This is a genomic window from Synechococcus sp. CBW1004 (genome assembly GCF_015840715.1).
Lineage (GTDB): Bacteria > Cyanobacteriota > Cyanobacteriia > PCC-6307 > Cyanobiaceae > Cyanobium.
On the sequence record NZ_CP060397.1, the window covers coordinates 990,612 to 1,007,416 of the forward strand.

18 protein-coding genes, 1 pseudogene and 1 riboswitch are annotated in these 16,805 nt (G+C 66.1%); of the genes and pseudogenes, 13 read left to right on the forward strand and 6 right to left on the reverse strand.

Annotated features, from left to right (window positions below):
• The first annotated feature begins 97 nt into the window (after positions 1-97).
• Together H8F25_RS04825 and H8F25_RS04830 are read left to right on the forward strand one after the other, a co-directional pair.
• Positions 98-1,648 carry an IS5 family transposase gene (locus tag H8F25_RS04825; protein ID WP_197212238.1) on the forward strand — a complete coding sequence of 517 codons (1,551 nt, stop codon included), beginning with the start codon at positions 98-100 and terminating at the stop codon, positions 1,646-1,648.
• A 136-nt stretch (positions 1,649-1,784) separates the two neighbouring features.
• Positions 1,785-2,882 (forward strand): IS66 family transposase, encoded by a 1,098-nt coding sequence (locus H8F25_RS04830; RefSeq protein WP_197212239.1) that lies wholly within the window; start codon positions 1,785-1,787, stop codon positions 2,880-2,882.
• Positions 2,883-2,978: 96 nt separating this feature from the next.
• On the opposite strand, the pseudogene H8F25_RS04835 reads toward H8F25_RS04830, so the two are convergent.
• A pseudogene (locus tag H8F25_RS04835) lies at positions 2,979-3,221 on the reverse strand (cytochrome ubiquinol oxidase subunit I); the annotation flags it as partial.
• 142 nt (positions 3,222-3,363) lie between these two features.
• Between H8F25_RS04835 and H8F25_RS04840 the strand changes: the two are divergent.
• From H8F25_RS04840 to H8F25_RS04885, 10 genes are all read left to right on the forward strand, one after another.
• Positions 3,364-3,990: a bifunctional 2-polyprenyl-6-hydroxyphenol methylase/3-demethylubiquinol 3-O-methyltransferase UbiG gene (locus H8F25_RS04840; RefSeq protein WP_197212240.1), complete on the forward strand. Its 627-nt coding sequence runs from the start codon at positions 3,364-3,366 to the stop codon at positions 3,988-3,990.
• Positions 3,991-4,062: 72 nt separating this feature from the next.
• A complete protein-coding gene (locus H8F25_RS04845; RefSeq protein WP_197212241.1) occupies positions 4,063-5,199 on the forward strand; it encodes a rhodanese-like domain-containing protein in 1,137 nt (378 codons plus the stop codon).
• A 104-nt stretch (positions 5,200-5,303) separates the two neighbouring features.
• Positions 5,304-5,834 carry a rhodanese-like domain-containing protein gene (locus tag H8F25_RS04850; RefSeq protein ID WP_197212242.1) on the forward strand — a complete coding sequence of 177 codons (531 nt, stop codon included), beginning with the start codon at positions 5,304-5,306 and terminating at the stop codon, positions 5,832-5,834.
• Positions 5,834-6,691 carry a sulfite exporter TauE/SafE family protein gene (locus H8F25_RS04855; RefSeq protein ID WP_197212243.1) on the forward strand — a complete coding sequence of 286 codons (858 nt, stop codon included), beginning with the start codon at positions 5,834-5,836 and terminating at the stop codon, positions 6,689-6,691. Before H8F25_RS04850 ends, H8F25_RS04855 begins: the two co-directional genes overlap by 1 nt.
• A gap of 49 nt (positions 6,692-6,740) precedes the next feature.
• The gene (locus tag H8F25_RS04860) at positions 6,741-7,187 is read left to right on the forward strand and encodes a hypothetical protein (RefSeq protein ID WP_197212244.1); all 447 of its coding nucleotides are present in this window, start codon (positions 6,741-6,743) and stop codon (positions 7,185-7,187) included.
• 76 nt (positions 7,188-7,263) lie between these two features.
• On the forward strand, positions 7,264-8,331 hold the full coding sequence (locus tag H8F25_RS04865) for an HlyD family secretion protein (RefSeq protein WP_197212245.1): 1,068 nt from the start codon (positions 7,264-7,266) through the stop codon (positions 8,329-8,331).
• Positions 8,328-10,691, forward strand: coding sequence for a ribosome-associated ATPase/putative transporter RbbA (gene rbbA / locus H8F25_RS04870; protein WP_197212246.1), 2,364 nt, complete (start codon positions 8,328-8,330; stop codon positions 10,689-10,691). Before H8F25_RS04865 ends, rbbA begins: the two co-directional genes overlap by 4 nt.
• Before the next feature lie 54 nt (positions 10,692-10,745).
• Positions 10,746-12,287, forward strand: a complete 1,542-nt coding sequence (locus H8F25_RS04875; RefSeq protein WP_197212247.1) for an IS5 family transposase — start codon at positions 10,746-10,748, stop codon at positions 12,285-12,287.
• Positions 12,288-12,350: 63 nt separating this feature from the next.
• Positions 12,351-12,827, forward strand: coding sequence for a hypothetical protein (locus tag H8F25_RS04880; RefSeq protein WP_231597114.1), 477 nt, complete (start codon positions 12,351-12,353; stop codon positions 12,825-12,827).
• A 2-nt stretch (positions 12,828-12,829) separates the two neighbouring features.
• On the forward strand, positions 12,830-13,969 hold the full coding sequence (locus tag H8F25_RS04885; protein ID WP_197212249.1) for an ABC transporter permease: 1,140 nt from the start codon (positions 12,830-12,832) through the stop codon (positions 13,967-13,969).
• Between the two features lie 126 nt (positions 13,970-14,095).
• On the opposite strand, the gene H8F25_RS04890 is transcribed toward H8F25_RS04885, so the two are convergent.
• The 5 genes from H8F25_RS04890 to H8F25_RS04910 form a co-directional block, all read right to left on the reverse strand.
• Positions 14,096-14,338: a hypothetical protein gene (locus tag H8F25_RS04890; protein WP_197212250.1), complete on the reverse strand. Its 243-nt coding sequence runs from the start codon at positions 14,336-14,338 to the stop codon at positions 14,096-14,098.
• A 138-nt stretch (positions 14,339-14,476) separates the two neighbouring features.
• Positions 14,477-14,680: a PPC domain-containing DNA-binding protein gene (locus H8F25_RS04895; protein ID WP_231597116.1), complete on the reverse strand. Its 204-nt coding sequence runs from the start codon at positions 14,678-14,680 to the stop codon at positions 14,477-14,479.
• A gap of 16 nt (positions 14,681-14,696) precedes the next feature.
• A complete protein-coding gene (locus H8F25_RS04900) occupies positions 14,697-15,302 on the reverse strand; it encodes a HupE/UreJ family protein (protein WP_197212252.1) in 606 nt (201 codons plus the stop codon).
• Positions 15,303-15,325: 23 nt separating this feature from the next.
• Positions 15,326-15,489: riboswitch (cobalamin riboswitch) on the reverse strand.
• A 51-nt stretch (positions 15,490-15,540) separates the two neighbouring features.
• Positions 15,541-15,969 carry a hypothetical protein gene (locus H8F25_RS04905; RefSeq protein ID WP_197212253.1) on the reverse strand — a complete coding sequence of 143 codons (429 nt, stop codon included), beginning with the start codon at positions 15,967-15,969 and terminating at the stop codon, positions 15,541-15,543.
• Positions 15,970-15,983: 14 nt separating this feature from the next.
• On the reverse strand, positions 15,984-16,235 hold the full coding sequence (locus H8F25_RS04910) for a DUF3721 domain-containing protein (protein ID WP_197212254.1): 252 nt from the start codon (positions 16,233-16,235) through the stop codon (positions 15,984-15,986).
• A gap of 180 nt (positions 16,236-16,415) precedes the next feature.
• On the opposite strand from H8F25_RS04910, the gene H8F25_RS04915 reads away from it, so the two are divergent.
• Positions 16,416-16,799, forward strand: a complete 384-nt coding sequence (locus H8F25_RS04915) for a MerR family transcriptional regulator (protein WP_231597118.1) — start codon at positions 16,416-16,418, stop codon at positions 16,797-16,799.
• Positions 16,800-16,805 lie beyond the last annotated feature (6 nt).

The following is a 16,805-nucleotide window of genomic DNA, read 5'->3' on the forward strand; positions in this document are numbered from 1 at the left end:
AGATCCATTGCGCCGCGGCTGGTCTCAAGCATGAGAAGCCGCTAAAATGGCCGTGAACCAGGCAATCCGTGATTGCCTTTACTCCTGATCACTCCAGATGTACCGGAGGCACAATAACGGTCAGATCTCAATCAAGGAGTTCCACCTGCCATTTGGCGGCACACTTGATCCCGAGAATCGCTGGGTTCAACTGGAGGGGCTGATGCCATGGGATGAGCTGGAACAAGCCTATGCCCCTCAATTCAACGCCACAATTGGCGCTCCAGCCAAATCAGTGCGGATGGCCTTTGGTGCTCTCTACATCAAACAGAAGTTGGGGTTAACCGACGAAGAGACTGTCCATCAGATCAGAGAGAACGCCTATATGCAGTTCTTTCTCGGCTTTGCGGGTTACACAGCCAAGGCACCGTTTGATGCCTCGATGATGGTGCATTTTCGCAAACGCTTTTCTGACGAGGATCTGCGCCGTATCAATGAGCTGGTGGTGCAGCGCGGCAAAGAGATCCTTCTGGAAGCACTTGCTCAGGTAGCAGACGATGACGACCATGATGATCCTGATTCCAGAGGAGGAGGCGCTCAGCTGGAACTTGATGCGTTGATCAAGCCTGCTGACTGGCCAGAAGGAAAGAATTGGGGCACTTTCACGATTGATGATAGTTGCACTCCTGCCGACATTACCTATCCCAGAGACCTCAGGCTCCTCAGCGAGGCTCGCACAACGACCGAGCGAGTCATTGATGATCTGTGCAGTCAGTCATCGGGATTCAGGAGACATCGACCTCGCTACGACCGTGGCCTTGCTCGTGCTCATTTCCTGAGAGTGGCGAAGCAAAAACGGCCACGCCGCCGAAAAGTGAAGGCTGCCATTAAACATCAGCTTGGATATGTGCGGCAGAATCTCAAAGCCATTGATGCTCTGATCGGCTGTGGGGCAACGCTTTCTGAGCTCAAGAGGCATTGGTGGCAGAAGTTGTTGGCCTGCAGCGAGTTGGAGCGGCAGCAGGGCCTTCTGCTCGCCTCTCAGACCAACAGCATTCCAGACCGCCTGGTGAATCTTGTGCAGACCCATATCCGCCCAATGGTGCGAGGCAAAGCACGTGCTGCGGTGGAGTTTGGTGCCAAAATCAGTGTTTCGGTTCAAAACGGCTTTCCGTTCTTGCACCGCATCAGCTGGAACCCCTACAACGAAGGAGAAGACCTGATCGCTCAGGCGGAAAAATACAAGCTGGATACAGGATCTTACCCAGAGCGCATCTGCGCCGACCGGATTTATATCACGGCCAAGAATAGGCATTTCTGCATGAGGAACGGTATTCGCCTCTCCGGCAAGCGATTGGGCCGCCCGCCCAAGGATCCTGATGTCACCACTGCACACAAGCAGCAGCTCCGATCTGATCAAGCTCGACGCAATGAAGTGGAAGGCGTCTTTGGATATGGAAAGCGCAAGTATTCCCTGGATCTGATCATGGTTCGTCTACCAGCTGGTGCCGAATCCTCCATCTCGATGGCCTTTGTCGTGATGTGCGCGGAAAAGGTCTTGAGGCTGCTGCGCCTCTTTTTTGCCCTTCTTTTTGGGTGGATCTACAGCTTTCTTATGGCCTGGTCAGCGATCAGAGCTCCTGCGGTCATCTGCAAGCCAGACTTTTGAGATCTGGCCCACTTGATGTCACGGCGCTTGCCGGCCTGATTAACGCGAAGCAAACGGACGAATTCGGCGCCGATGGGCCGAGAATCTTTTTCAGGAGTCCCTACAGGGGGAGGATGCGGAGCCGCTGCGCCATCAGGTGATCGAGATTCCACCGATCAGACCGGTGGTGATCGAACACCGTCTGCACCGTCTGGTCTGCCCCTGCTGCTCCACCAGCACCTGCGCCGAGCTGCCGGCGGATGTGGAGCCCAGCCGCTACGGCCCACGCCTGAGCGGCCTGGTGGGACTGCTGGGCAGCGCCTTTCCCCTGAGTTTCGGCCGAACCCAGGCGCTGCTGGATCAGCTGCTGGGTGTGGAAATCAGCCGCGGCGCTATCGCCACCATCCGGGCACGTCTGAGCGCAGCCCTGCAGCAGGCGGTGGAGGAAGCCCTGGAGGTGGCCCGGCAGCAGCCGGTGGCCTACGTGGATGAAACCGGCGCCCCCACCGGCAACGCCGACGGTTGTAATCCTGCTGGCAGGCGCGGCTGGCAGTGGGTCATGGTCACACCACTGGTTACGGTGTTCCTGCAGGGCCTGAGCCGCTCAAGTGCAGCGGCAATGGAGCTTCTGGGCCATACCTTTGCAGGGATCGTGGTGAGTGATCGCTTCTCGGCCTACAACCACCTGCCCGTGGAGCAGCGGCAGCTGTGCTGGGCCCACCTGATCCGGGATCTGGCGGCCATCGCTGAACGCCAGGGCGCCAGCAGGGAGATCGGAGCCCAGATGCTGGCTCTGCAGCAGCATCTGTTCGCTCACTGGCACCAGTGGAAGAGCGGAGCGATCGACCGGCCCCAGCTCCTGCATCGATGCCACCCCCTCCGCTTGGCGTTCGAGGCCACGCTGCAGCGGGTGGTGGATCTGGGCTGTGAGCGGGGCGAGCAAACGCCCTGGGCCCAGACGGTGCGAACCTGTCGCCAGTTGCTGCAGCGCAAGCAGGCGCTCTGGACTTTTCTGCAAACGCCAGGGATCGAGCCCACCAACAACGCTGCCGAGCGGGCACTGCGGCAATCGGTGATTCACCGCAAGATCAGCCATGGCGTCCAGTCCTCCGGCGGCGCCATCTGCCGCAGCCGGTTGCTCACCGTCACCGCCACCCTGCGGCAGCAGGGCCGCGATGTCTGGCAATTCCTGGAGCAGGCCTGGATTGCCCATCGCCTCGGCGGCGTGATGCCATCGCTGGTGCCGGATCGCTGAGGCAGCGATCACACGTGGAAGGAACAGATGGCCCCTCTCAGAGGAGAGATCGGAGATTGACTGACGCACTGGGGTGTCCCGACCCCTGAACGCTTACCCGAACTGAAACTCCATCGGCAGCCCCGAGGCCACACCGATGCCGAAGTTGAGCACATACAACCTGGCCCAGAAGCGGGCCTGCCGGTAATAGAGGGGGTTACGGGTGCGCAGCCAGAAGCCCTCCAGCACCACCAGAAAGATGGCCAGTCCGGTGGAGAGCACCGGCCAGAGCATGTGGAAGATCGCCGTCAGGGCGAACTGCAGGCGCGAGAGCACCAGCGTGTTGTCGAGCCAGTTCATCGATCCAGCCGGTCCATCCGAGCCAGGTTCTGCCCCAGAAACTGATCGGAGCTGCCAATCGGAGAGGTGATCCAGGCAGCAATCGAGAAACTTCGTTGCAATCACACTAGTGTTGTGTGTGATTTCACACCTGCTGGACGCGATGACCCCCGCCGATCCGGTTCAGTTCTGGGATGCGCGCTACGGCGACACCGACTTCGCCTACGGCGATCAGCCCAACGACTTCCTGCGGGAGCAGGCGGCACTGCTGCCCCCGGGCGATGCCCTCTGTCTGGCGGAGGGAGAGGGGCGCAACGGCGTCCACCTGGCCGAACTGGGACACCGGGTGACCGTCCAGGACCTCAGCGCCGTGGGGCTGGCCAAGGCCCGGCGGCTGGCCGCGGAGCGGGGCGTCTCCATCGAGACCTGCTGCGGCGATCTGCAGGAGTTCAGGCCGCGGCCCGAGAGCACGGATCTGGTGGTGGCCATCTGGATGCATCTGCCGCCACCCCTGCGCGCCTCGGTGCTGGCCCAGGCCATCGCGGCCCTGCGGCCGGGCGGGCATCTGATCCTGGAGGCCTACAGCCCGCGGCAGCTGGCCCTGGGCACGGGCGGCCCCCCTTCGATCGAGCTGCTGGTGGAGCCGGAGCAGATCCGCAGGGAACTGACAGGGCTGGAGCTGCTGGTGCTGGTGGAGCGGCAGCGCCAGATCCACGAGGGGCCGTATCACCACGGGACAAGCGCGGTGGTTCAGGCCGTCGGACGGAAACCCGCAGCACGCACCCCATGACCCCAGGAGCCAGGGCATTGCAACCATCCCCTTTATGCGGCTATGGTCATAGCAGTTGATTCTGGTTCGGTCATGACCGTTGCACCGGCCTCCTCCGTGTCCCTGGCTGCGGCTGCGGGCGGCGGCTCCCTGCTGTTCCGCCAGCTGTTTGATGCCGACACCGGCACCTTCACCTATCTGCTGGCCGATGTGGCCTCCGGCGAGGGGCTGCTGATCGACTCGGTGTTCGAGCGCCATCAGCGCGACCTGTCGCTGATCCAGGAACTGGGCATCCGCCTGGTGGCCTGCCTCGACACCCACGCCCACGCCGACCACGTCACCGGCAGCTGGCTGATGCACGAGGCCACCGGCTGCGCCATCGGCCTGGCCGCCGCCGCCCGCGCCGAAAACGTGACCACACCGTTGCAGCACGGCGATCGGGTGACGTTCGGCAGCCGGCACTTGCAGGTGCGCAGCACCCCCGGCCACACCGATGGCTGCATCACCTTCGTGCTCGATGACCAGAGCATGGCCTTCACCGGCGATGCGCTGCTGGTGCGGGGCTGCGGCCGCTGCGACTTCCAGCAGGGCAACGCCCACACCCTCTGGGCCTCGATCACCGAGCAGATCTTCACCCTGCCCGACTCCTGCCTGCTCTACCCCGGCCACGACTACACCGGCCGCACGGTGACCTCGGTGGCGGAGGAGAAGGCCTTCAACGCCCGTCTCGGCGGCGCCGCGACCGAGCGCGACTTCGTCGGCCACATGCAGAACATGAAGCTGCCCCACCCCCACAAGATCGCCGAGGCCCTGCCGGGCAACATGCGCTCCGGCAAGCCCCGGGAGGCCGTTCCCACAGCCCCCGGCTGGGCACCGCTGCAACGCAGCTATGCGGGGCTGCCCGAGCTGCCCCCCAGCTGGGTGGCGGAGCACCGGGATCAGGTCACGATCCTGGATGTGCGCTCCAGCGAGGAATTCGACGGCCCGGATGGGCGTGTCGCCGGCAGCCTGCTGATCCCCCTGCCGGAGCTCGAGGCCCGCGCCGCCGCGATCCCGGCCGATCGTCCGGTGGTGGTGGTGTGCCATTCCGGCAGCCGCTCGGCCCTGGCCACCCAGCAACTGCTCAAGGCCGGCCGCGCCCGGGTGGCCAACCTGCGCGGCGGCCTCAGCCGCTGGAGCGATGAGGGCTACCCGCTCGATGGGGCCGTCACCGCAGGCACCGCGAGCTGAGGCAGCCGAGGGGAGGGGTCCCGTGGGGCCCCATCCCGGTCGCCCGCTGCATGTCCACCGCTCATCCAATCCCCACTCCGACGTTCATCCCTTCCACTCCAGCCATGACCCACACCTCCGCCCAGCAACGCATCAGCGCCCGCGACCTGGCCGACCAGCTGGCCGAGCAGCGCGTCAAGGTGATCGACGTGCGCGAACCGATGGAATACGCCGGTGGCCACATCGCCGGCAGCCTCAACGTGCCGCTCTCGCGCATCACCGAGGCCGACCTGCCGCGCGGCCCGCTGGTGCTCGTCTGCCACAGCGGCAACCGCAGCGCCAGGGCCCTGGCCCAGCTGCTCCAGCAGGGCCATCCCCATCCCCTCTCCGATCTCGAGGGTGGCCTCCCCGCGTGGCAGCAGGCCGGACTGCCGGTGCGCAGGTTGAAGAACGCCCCGCTGCCGCTGATGCGCCAGGTCCAGATCGCCGCCGGTTCGCTGGTGCTGCTCGGTCTGATCCTCAGCAACGTGGTGGCGCCGGCCTGGATCCTGCTCACCTGGTTCGTCGGCGCCGGCCTGGTCTTCGCCGGCGTCAGCGGCTTCTGCGGCATGGCGCGTCTGCTGGCGCTGATGCCCTGGAACAAGGTGAGCCTCTGATGGCCCTCGGCACCCTTGTCCTGCTCGCCGGCGGTGGCGGCCTGATCGGCTTTCTGCTCTCGGTGCTGGGGGCGGGCGGATCGATCCTGCTGCTGCCCCTGCTGGTCAGCGGCGCTGCTCTGCCCACCCGGGAGGCGGTGCCGCTGTCGCTGCTCGTGGTGATGCTGCTGGCCCTGGCGAACCTGGGGCCCTACGTGAGCCGCGGCCAGTTCGCGCCGCGCCCGGCCCTGATCCTGGGTCTGCCGGCCCTGGCGGGCAGCTGGATCGGCGGCAGCTGGGTGAAGGCGGGCTATATCCCCGAGCCCGTGCAGCTGGCCGTGTTCGCCGCCGCGGCGCTGGTGGCGTCCTGGCTGCTCACCCGCCATCGCCCCGGCGCCAACGCTGAGCCGACAACGGCCACAGCGGCCAGGGGCCGCGCCATGGCCTGGGTGCTGGCCGGTCAAGGCGTCCTCGTCGGCCTGCTCACCGGCATCGCCGGAGTGGGCGGCGGCTTCGCGATCGTGCCGGCCCTGGTGCTCCTGGCGGGCCTGCCGATGGCACTGGCCAGTGGGACCAGTCTGCTGCTGATCGCCGTCAATGCCCTGGTGGCCCTGGCCGCTCTCGGCCACTGGCCCGCCTCCCAGCTCCCCCTGATGCTGCCCCTGCTGCTGGGAGGGGCTCTGGGTGCCGTGGTGGGTCAGCGGCTGGCGCCCCACCTCAGTGACCGGCGGCTGCGCCAGGGCTTCGCGGCGCTGCTGCTCGGATCAGCCCTGCTCACCGGCGCCGAGGCGATCAAGCGCCACCAGGTCCTGAGCGATCCGGCCACGGGCGCCTCGCGTCAGCTGCCGGAGCCCGCTTCCCGCCATCGCCCGGGCTGAAGACCTGCGCCACACCGTTGTCACCATCCCCACTGTCAGTCGCCCCCCCATGAGCCAGCGCACCTTCCAGTTCCGGCTGCGCAGCAGCCATGACGCCCCCGATCGCGCCACCAGGTCGCTGGTGGTGGAGTTCCTGGCCGAGTCGGGGGAGTGGCAACCCCAGACGCCCAGCCTCACCACCCCCGGCTTCCGGCTCTATCTGCTCTCGCTGCTGCTCTGCCAGCACCACTATCTGGTGGCCAATGCCCGTGAGCGCAGCATCCCGCTGCGGCAGGTGGAAGGATCGTTCACGGTGATCACCAGCGCCGACTGGACCCTGGAGCAGGTGACGGGAGACTTCCTGATGCAGCTGGATCCCGGGGCCTCCAGCGAAGAGCGGGCCCGCGCCGATACCGAGGCGATGGGGTACATCAAGGAACAGATGAAGCTCTGTCCGGTGTCGCGCAATCTGCCGGGATCGGTGGACAAGCACATGACCCTCTCGCTCGAGAGCTGACGAGCCAGGCCGCCACCGCAGCCTCGGCCGCTCCCAGAGCGTTCAGGATGGAGAACAGGCACGGTGATGAGGCGGCGTGACCCGGAGGATCTGGCTCACGATCGCTGCCGTGGCCGGCATGTCCCTGGTGGCAGGGCTGGCCGTGCGTCAACTCGGGCAGCGCCGTGCGCCCTCCTTCGCCAGCGGCAACGGCCGCCTGGAGGCCATGGATGTCGATGTGGCCGCCCACGCCGCCGGCCGCCTGGCGCAGGTGGACGTGCGGGAAGGCGATCGGGTGCGGGCCGGTCAGATCGTCGCCCGCATGGACGCGGCCGCCCTGACCGCCGACCTGCACCAGGCCCAGGCGGAGCTGGCCCAGGCCGAGGCCGCCATCGCCAGTGCCCGCAGCCTGCTGCGTCAGCGCCTGAGTGAGGAGCGGGAGACCCGCAGCACCATTGACGAGCGCCTGGCCGAGCTGCGCCTGGCGGAACGCCGTTTCCAGCGCTCCCGCTCGCTGCTGGCCAGCGGCGCCATCACCCAGGAGAGCTTCGATGCCGATGAGGCCAGGCGACTGACCGCCCAGGCCTCGTTGACCAGGGCCCGCGACGCCGCCCGATCCGCCGGAGCCGTGATCGCCTCGGCCCGATCCGGGCTCCAGGCCGCCGAGGCCTCCAGGGCTTCCGCCCTGGCCCGCATCGAGCGGATTCAGGCCGACCGGAACGAAACCCTCCTGCGCGCCCCCACCGATGGGCGGGTGCAGATCCGCATCGCCGAACCGGGGGAGACCCTGCCGACCGGCGGCAAGGTGCTCAACCTGCTGGATCTCAGCGATGTGTTCATGACCTTCTATCTGCCCGCCGGTGAGGCCGGCCGCCTCCAGCTGGGCAGTGAGGCGCGCCTGATCCTGGATGCGGCACCCGAGCTGGTGATCCCGGCACGGGTCACCTACGTGGCGAGCGCGGCCCAGTTCACCCCCAAGACCGTGGAAACCCGCTCCGAACGACAGACGCTGATGTTCCGGATCAAGGCCAGCGTCGAACCGGCTCTGGTGCGGCGCTACGAGCGGGGCGCCAAGATCGGCATGCCTGGCGTCGCCTGGGTGCGGCTGGACCCTGCCGTGCCCTGGCCCCGGCGGCTGCAGGTGAAGCTGCCACCCCCGCCATGAGCCTCGCCCTGCAGGCCACCGGATTGCGGCTGCGCTATGGCACCGTCACGGCCCTCGCCGCCATCGATCTGCAGGTGCCGACCGGCAGCTTCCTGGGGTTGATCGGACCCGATGGCGTCGGCAAATCGAGCCTGCTGGCCCTGATCGCCGGCTCTCGGCGGCTGCAGGGGGGGCAGCTGCAGGTGCTCGGCGCCGACATGGCCGATCCGGCGGCGCGCCGGCGGGTGAGCCCGCGCCTGGCCTATCTGCCCCAGGGCCTCGGCCGCAACCTCTACCCCAGCCTCACGGTGCGCGAAAGCATCGATGGCTTCGCGGGACTGTTCGGTGTGGCGCCCCACGACCTGCGGCGGCGGCGGGCGGCGCTGCTGGACGCGGTCGGGCTGGCTCCCTTCGCGCAGCGGCTCGCCGGCCAGCTCTCCGGGGGGATGAAACAGAAGCTGGGCCTGTGCTGCGCCCTAATTCACGACCCGGATCTGCTGCTGCTCGATGAACCCACCAGTGGCGTGGACCCACTCTCGAGGCGGCAGTTCTGGCAGCTGATCGGCGCGATCCGGCGCGAGCGGCCCCAGCTCACCGTGCTGGCAGCCAGTGCCGATCTCCAGGAAGCCGCCGGCTTCGAGCGGCTGGCGGTGCTCGACGCAGGACGTCTGCTGGCGGCTGGCTCGCCGGAGGAGCTGCTGCAACAAACGGGAACGACCAGCCTGGAGCAGGCCTTCGTGGCGCTGCTGCCTGCGGAACAGCGGGCCCGCCATCAGCCGGTGACCCTCCCCGAACCCCTGGCCCAGGCCACGGAGGTGGTGATCGAGGCCCGCGGACTGACCCGCCGTTTCGATGGCTTCACGGCGGTCGATGGGGTGGATCTGGCGATCCGTCGCGGTGAGATCTTCGGCTTCCTCGGCTCCAACGGCTGCGGCAAGACCACCACCATGAAGATGCTCACGGGCCTTCTGCCGCCGACCGCCGGTGCGGCCCTGCTGCTGTCCAGGCCGGTGCAGCCGCAGGATCTGTCGACCCGCCGCCGGGTGGGCTACATGGCCCAGAGCTTTTCGCTCTATCAGGAGCTGACCGTGCGGCAGAACCTGCGGCTGCATGGCCAGCTGTTCGGTGTTCCGGGGGTGGAACTGCAACGCCGGACGGATGCGCTGATAAGGCGCTTCGGCCTGGAGGCCGTCGCCGAGCGGCTGCCGGACGCCCTGCCGCTCGGCCTGCGCCAGCGGCTCTCCCTGGCCGTGGCCCTGATCCACCGGCCGGAGGTGCTGATCCTCGATGAGCCGACGGCCGGCGTGGATCCGATCGCCCGCGATGCCTTCTGGAACGAGCTGATCCGCCTCTCCCGCCAGGAGCGGGTGACGATCTTTCTGTCGACCCACACGATTGCGGAGGCGGCGCGCTGTGACCACGTGGCGTTGATGCATGCCGGACGGGTGCTCACGACGGCCCCGCCGCAGGAGCTGATCGCTCAGCGCGGCTGCCGCACGCTGGAGCAGGCCTTCATCGCCATCCTCGACGAGGTGGCTCCGCAGCCCATCCCACCTGAGGCGGTGGACTGGCTGGGGCCGCCGGCCGCCACACAGCCGGCTCCCGCGCCCTTCCGTGTGCGGCGCCTGGGCTGGACCGCCCGCCGGGAGGTGCTGGAACTGCGCCGCGATCCGCTGCGCGCCGTTCTCGCCCTGGTGGGCAGCGTCGTGCTGATGGTGGTGATGGGAACCGGCATCAGCTTCGATGTGGAACACCTGCCCTTCGCGGTGCTCGATCGCGATCAGAGCAGCCTGAGTCGCGATTACATCAGCGGCATCGCCGCATCGCGCTACTTCCGCCTGCAAGCCCCGATCACCTCCCCCGCTGAGCTGGATCGCCGTCTGGCCAGCGGCCGGCTGAGCCTGGCGCTGGAGATTCCGCCCCATTTCGCCCGCTCCGTCAAACGCGGCGATCCGGTGAGCCTGGGCATCTGGCTCGATGGGGCCATGCCCCAGCGGGCGGAGACGGCGCGCAGCAGCTTCGAAGGTCTGCACAGCCAGTGGCTGAAGGAGCAGCGTTCGCTGGGCCTCTTTCCCCGGGAGAGCCTGTCCGCCGTACCCGCCGGGGCCATCCCCGTGGAGACCCGCTTTCTCTACAACCCCGATCTGCGCAGCATCACGGCGATGGTGCCCTCGGTGATCCCGCTGCTGCTGATGCTGATCCCGGCGATGCTCACCAGCCTCTCGGTGGTGCGTGAGAAGGAACTGGGCTCCCAGGTGAACCTCACCGTGACCCCGCTGACCCGGCTGGAATACCTGCTCGGCAAACAGCTCCCCTACCTAGGGCCTGCTGAGAATCCCAGACCCACTGCCCCGCAGTTGATTCCAACAGGAATCTCATGATAGGATGGCCTGTAATCAGCCATTCCTGGCTTAGAAGAACCTGCTGACACGCAAATGTACGTTTTTCAGCACACCGGTCAGCTGTCGATTGAGGAGTTTCACTCGCCCTTTGGCGGGAAGCTCGATCCCAACAACCGCTGGGTTCTGCTCCACAAGTTGATTCCGTGGATTCAACTGGAAAGCCACTACGCGCCCCAGTTCAGCGCCAAGACAGGAGCCCCAGCCAAGCCCTTCCAGATGGCGTTCGGTGCGCTCTACATCCAACGACGATTGGGAGTGACGGATCGAGAGACGGTGGAGCTGATCACGGAATCACCCTATCTGCAATTTTTCATTGGCTTGAGCGGTTACCAGCCCCTGCCGCCGTTTGACGCCTCCATGATGGTGCACTTTCGCAAGCGAATTGGCCCTGAGCTGATCAAGGTCTGCAATGCTATGACCAAGGCCAACGGGATCGCAATGATTCAGGAGATGCTCGCTACTTGCGAGCAGGAAGACGGCATGACTGCAGAGGATCACAAGCAGCTTGCGGCCATTGAGGAAGAGCTGGGGGTGAAGCCAGCATCGCTCGATCCTGGCAGCAACTGGGGAACTCTGATCCTTGATGCAACCTGCGTGCCTGATGACATCCCCTACCCAGTGGACTTGAGGCTGCTTGCTGAGTCCCGGGACACAACGGAGAAGGTCATTGACGAGTTGTTCAAGCAGTTACAGGGCAAGATTCCCCGCAAGCCGCGCTGCAATAGCGTAAAAGCTCATAACCTATTCCTGGTTATCATCAAAAAGAAAAAGCCAAGCCGTGAGGAGATCCGGGAGGCGAAACGCTTCCAGCTCAACGAGATCAGCCGTAATCTCAGAGCAATTGACGGCATGATCTATTGCGGTGCAGAGCTTTCGGGGCTTGGTTCACAGCTGTACCGCAAGCTGCTGATCGCCAGTGAAGTCGCCCGGCAGCAACAGGAGATGTATAACGCTGACAGCCGGCGCATCGATGACAGGATCGTGAATCTGATGAAGCCACATGTAAGACCGATCGTGCGAGGCAAGGCGGGCAAGAAAACCGAGTTCGGGGCCAAGATTTCAATTTCTGATGACAATGGCTTTGTCGATGTGGATCGGATCAGCTGGGACAACTACAATGAAGCCAACGATCTGATCACACGTGCCGAGCAATACAAGGAAGAGCGAGGATACTACCCGGCCCGGATCTGTGCCGATTCAATCTATATGACATCTGGAAGCAAGAAGTTCTGTGAGGCTAATAAAATCAGACTCAGCGGCCGCCCACGCAAGAAGCAGGTCGAAGCCGAGGTGCAGACAGCAGAGCAGCAAGAGCTGTTCAAATCAGACATGAGAAAGCGTTCCGTGATCGAGGGAAGAATCGGGACGGGCAAGCGGAAATACGGACTGGATCGAATCCTAACCAAGTTGGTTGAAACATCAAGAACAGTGATCACGATGGTGTTCTTTGTCATGAATGTCGAGAAGATCATGAGGCTACTGCGCCTCTTGTTCGCTATTTTTGTCTCTGTGTACATCCTGATGCTTGGTTTGTGCACTGTCCGGTGCCGTCCAGCGCTTCTGTGGGCTGCTTAGTCAGCTTCCAGGAGTAAAACTGCGGTCACCACTGCTCGGGCGTGCGGGCCGAGAGATCCGCCTTTGACGCGCCGGAAAAGCCCACAATCGAAATTCAGCAAGCTCTACCTAGTGCTGGGGCTGGCCAATGTCGTGCTGCTGGCCGCTGTGGCGACGATCGCGCTGGGAGTCCCCCTGCGCGGCAGTCCGATCGCCGCTGGCCTGGGGGCCCTGCTCTATGTGAACGCGGCCACGGCGTTCGGAATGCTGATCTCCGCCTTCCTCGGCAGCCAGCTCGCCGCGATCTTCGGCACCACCCTGCTGACGGTGTTACCGGCCATCTCCTTCTCCGGTCTGATCGATCCGGTCAATTCGCTCACCGGACTGGGGGCGTTCATCGGCCGCATCTATCCCACCAGCCACTTCCTGATTCTCTGTCAGGGGGTGTTCAACAAGGGGCTGGCTCTGGTGGATCTGCTGCCGCCACTGCTGCCGCTGCTGATCGCCGGGCCCGTGCTTCAGGCCCTGGCGGTGCTGGCTCTGCCCCGGCAGGAGCGTTGACGATGCACGGCCTGCGGCTGCGCTGGAGCCATGTGCGCGATCTGGGCGTCAAGGAACTGCGCAGCCTGCTGCAGGAACGCTTCCTGCTGGTGCTCATCCTGTTCGCCTTCACCGTCTCGGTGCTGGCCGGCACCAGGGCGTCCCCGGAAACCCTTCGCAACACCCCGATCGCCATCGTTGACGAAGACCATTCGCCGCTGTCCCAGCGGATCAGCGAGGCCTTCCTGCCGCCCTATTTCCAGGCACCCAGGCTGGTGGAGCGAGCTGAGATGGAACGACGCCTGGAACTGGGGCAGGACACCTTCGGGCTCGATCTGCCGCCCCATTTCGAGCGCGATGTGCTGGCAGGCCGCCGACCGGCGGTGCAACTCAACGTCGATGCCACCCGCATCGGCCAGGCCTACAGCGGCGCCGCCTATGTGCAGGCGATCGTGCAACGGCAGGTGCAGGCCTTCCTGAGCCGTGATCGTCAACCCGTGACGCCGGCACCGGTGGAGCTGATCGCCCGTGCGCGCTTCAACCCGGAGCTGAGCATGGTGTGGTTCGGCTCGATCATGCAGGTGATCAACCAGGTGACGATGCTGTCGCTGATCCTCAGCGGCGCCGCCCTGGTGCGCGAACGGGACCGGGGCACGCTCGAACATTTGCTGGCGATGCCGGTGACGCCGCTGGAGATCATGCTTGCCAAGGGCTGGTCGATGGGCCTGGTGGTGCTGGTGGCCGCCACCGGCTCCCTGATAGTGATCGTGCAGGGGGTCCTGCAGGTGCCGATTGCCGGTTCGCTGCCCCTGTTTCTGATCGGGACGGCGGTGCATCTGTTCGCCACCACCTCCATGGGAATGCTGATCGCCACCCTGTCGCGCTCGATGCCGCAGTTCGGCCTGATGCTCCTGATGGTGCTCCTGCCGTTGCAGATGCTCTCGGGCTCGATCACGCCACGGGAGAGCATGCCCACCTGGGTGCAGCTGCTGATGTTGCTGGCCCCCAACACCCACTACGTGATCCTGAGCCAGGGGATCCTGTATCGCGACACGGGGCTGGCCATCCTCTGGCCTGAATTCATGATCCTCCTGGTGATCGGTGCCCTCTTTCTGGCCCTGGCCCTGGTTGGGTTCCGCCGGAGCATCAGCGCGATCCGATGAGGGGGACACAGCAACCAATCAAGAGGCGGTCGGCAACCGAAGACCGGCCGATTGGACCTGGCTGGCTCAGGTGCGCCCGCAGGGCTGCCGCCTCGCCCGGGCAACCCCGAGCCCCATGGATCGGCATCAGGCCGCTTGCGAGCGGCGCTGTTGCAGGGCGACCAGCGCGGCACCGCCCGCGGCCAGCACCAGGCCACCGCTGACGGCGAGGAACACCAGGGTCTGGAGCAGCAGCAGCAGGACGCCCAGGGCGGAGAAGGCCGCAATGCGGATCCTGGCCTTGAGCAACAACGTCAGCAGCAGCATCACGGTGGCCTTGAGGGCCAGCACCCTGGCTGTGGTCAGTGGGCAGAACGGATTCAGCAGCATCGCGGGCTAGCGGATGACCCCATGCTGGTGGACTGAGGGCCCTGACGGTTGCGCAGCTGTGCCGCAGGGAAGCGAGAAGGCACGCCACGGCACAGGACGGCGCAGGACGGCACACGACGCGGATGCCCGCGTGGCGGCTCACGCGGGATGGCCGTGACGGATCACCAGCTCGGCCGTGGTTCGCACGAGGGAGCAACCGACAAGATGACCGCCGAGCACGGCCCCCGTGGCGTCAGCGATGGTGATGTGCAGGTGGGCGCCGCCCGAATCCTCGATCAGACTCGGCACCCTCACCAGGGCATCGCCGCCGGGGCGTCTGCAGTGGGGGGGGCGGCCGGTCACCGCCTCAGGCCCGGGATCAGCGCGCCAGCAGTCCGAGCGGACCGAGGGCCGCAACCCCGCCGCCGCAGGCGAGGAGCAGGGCCACACTCCGGGTCCAGGCCAGGGGCAGGCGCCGCAGCACCAGGGCGCTGCCGCCGCTCACCAGCAGCGAACCGGCGAACGCTCCCAGCCACCACAGCGCCGCCGAACCGTCACTGGGGGCCTCGAGGCCGTGCAGCATGGCGTGAACAGCCACCGCCCCGGCCACCAGGCCGCCGCAGGCGCCCAGCCGGGGACTCCGGCGCGAGCGGAGGCAGCCCAGCACCAGCACCGCCACGGCTGTGACGGCCAGGGCTGCGAGGAGCTCCTGGCCCGGCAACGTGCCGCCCACCGCCCCGAAGAGCCCGCCGCCGATGGCACCGGCCACCGCCCAGAGCAGAAGCTGGGAGGAGATGCAGGAGGCTGCGGCCCCCACGCCGATCAGCAACAGCAGATGGTCGACGCCGCCGATCGGATGCAGAAAGCCCGAGACGATGCCGCCCTGGGCGATGCCGTGGGCCTGGGCGGGTTGATCCAGCAACAGCGCCAGCGCTGCCGCGCCGCCGCACAGAGCCAGGGTTCTGGCCGGGAAGCTCTGAGTCATCGAAAGAACCGGTCCGCGCCGGGGATGAAGGGGTTGGGCACGGCGAGCGTTCTGACTGAGGGAGCGTGGCCCCGATCACAGCTGCGGGACAGTGCCGGACTCGACTCAGGAGATCCCTGAACCCCACCGGACTTTCCTCGTTGCCTCCAGGGAGTGACCCGCTGGAACCGTGGCCTCCATTGTGAGCCCGGAGGGCATGGGGAGCACGCCGGCAGGGACAGGAACGCAGGGCCCATCCCTAGCGGGGATGCTCGGAGCAGGGCATCCAGAGGGAACCCATGGCATGGGCACCACTGCAGCCCGCTTTTCGGGCCTGTTCCAGCGCTTCCTCACGGGTGGGGTATGCCATCAGATGGGGCGGCAATCGAGCCGGGGAGCTGGGGTGGTGGTGCTGATGCAGGGCGCCGGCCGGAGCACCCAGGCGCCGAGGCCCCATCCCCTCGACGCCGGCCCACCACACCCCCATCACGTTCACGCCGGCGACCAGCACGCCCATCCCCACCACACAGGCGTTGAGAACACCCATCCCCACCACGCCGAGGCTCACCACCCCCATCGGCACCACACCGATGCTCACCACTCCCATCGGCACGATGCCGATCGAGATGATGCCCAGGGGAGCCACGCCGAAGGCGATGAACCTGGGCTTGTCGCCGCATTGGGCCATGGATGGGCTCGGGCTCAGTGGGACGGCGAGGCGCCGTGGACGTCGCTGTGCTCGGCACAGGGCATCCACTGGTTGCCCATCCTGTGGGCGCCTGTGCAGTTGAAGTGAAGCCTGGCGGCCTTCTCCGCTTCGGCCTGTGTGGCATAGAGAGCGGGCACAGCACCGGCCCCGGTGGCGGGAGCGGCGAGAGCGGAGGCGGAGAGCAGCAGGTTGACGCCGGAGACAGCCGCCGTCCGGGGGATCCACGGACGGAAAGGGAGCGACATGGGACGGAGGGCAGGCGCCGGGGATCGGGCGGGCGTTGACCCTACCTAAGGCCTCCACAACAGCGCGAGCAGTGGAGGGTCGATGTCCGGACGACCGCACCCATCACCCCTCTCTACAGTGGCCGGGCTTCCCTTGGTTGGAGGGTTCAGTCCATGGCCCGGCAGGGATCGCTGTCACCGATGCCCGCCCCCAGCCTGCGCATCGGTGAGGTGGCCAGGCGCACCGGCCTGTCGGTGAAGACGATTCGCTTCTACTGCGATGCGGGACTGCTCGAGCCCAGGGAACGCTCGGAGGCTGGTTACCGCCTGTTCGATCAGGAGAATCTCGCTGAGCTCGCGATCATCCGTGCCCTCCGCGCGATGGATGTGTCCATCCCTGAGCTGGCGAGAATCCTGGAGGTGCGTCGCTCCGGCCTGTGCAATTGCTCGGTGCTGAAAGACAGCATCACGGCCAAGATGGCCTCGATCGACCAGCGGATCTCCGAGCTCAGCGCCATGAAGGACGAGCTGGCGCGTCTCCTGGACAGCTGGCAGGACTGTGGAGGAGCCAGGGCCGATCGCTGATGCCCC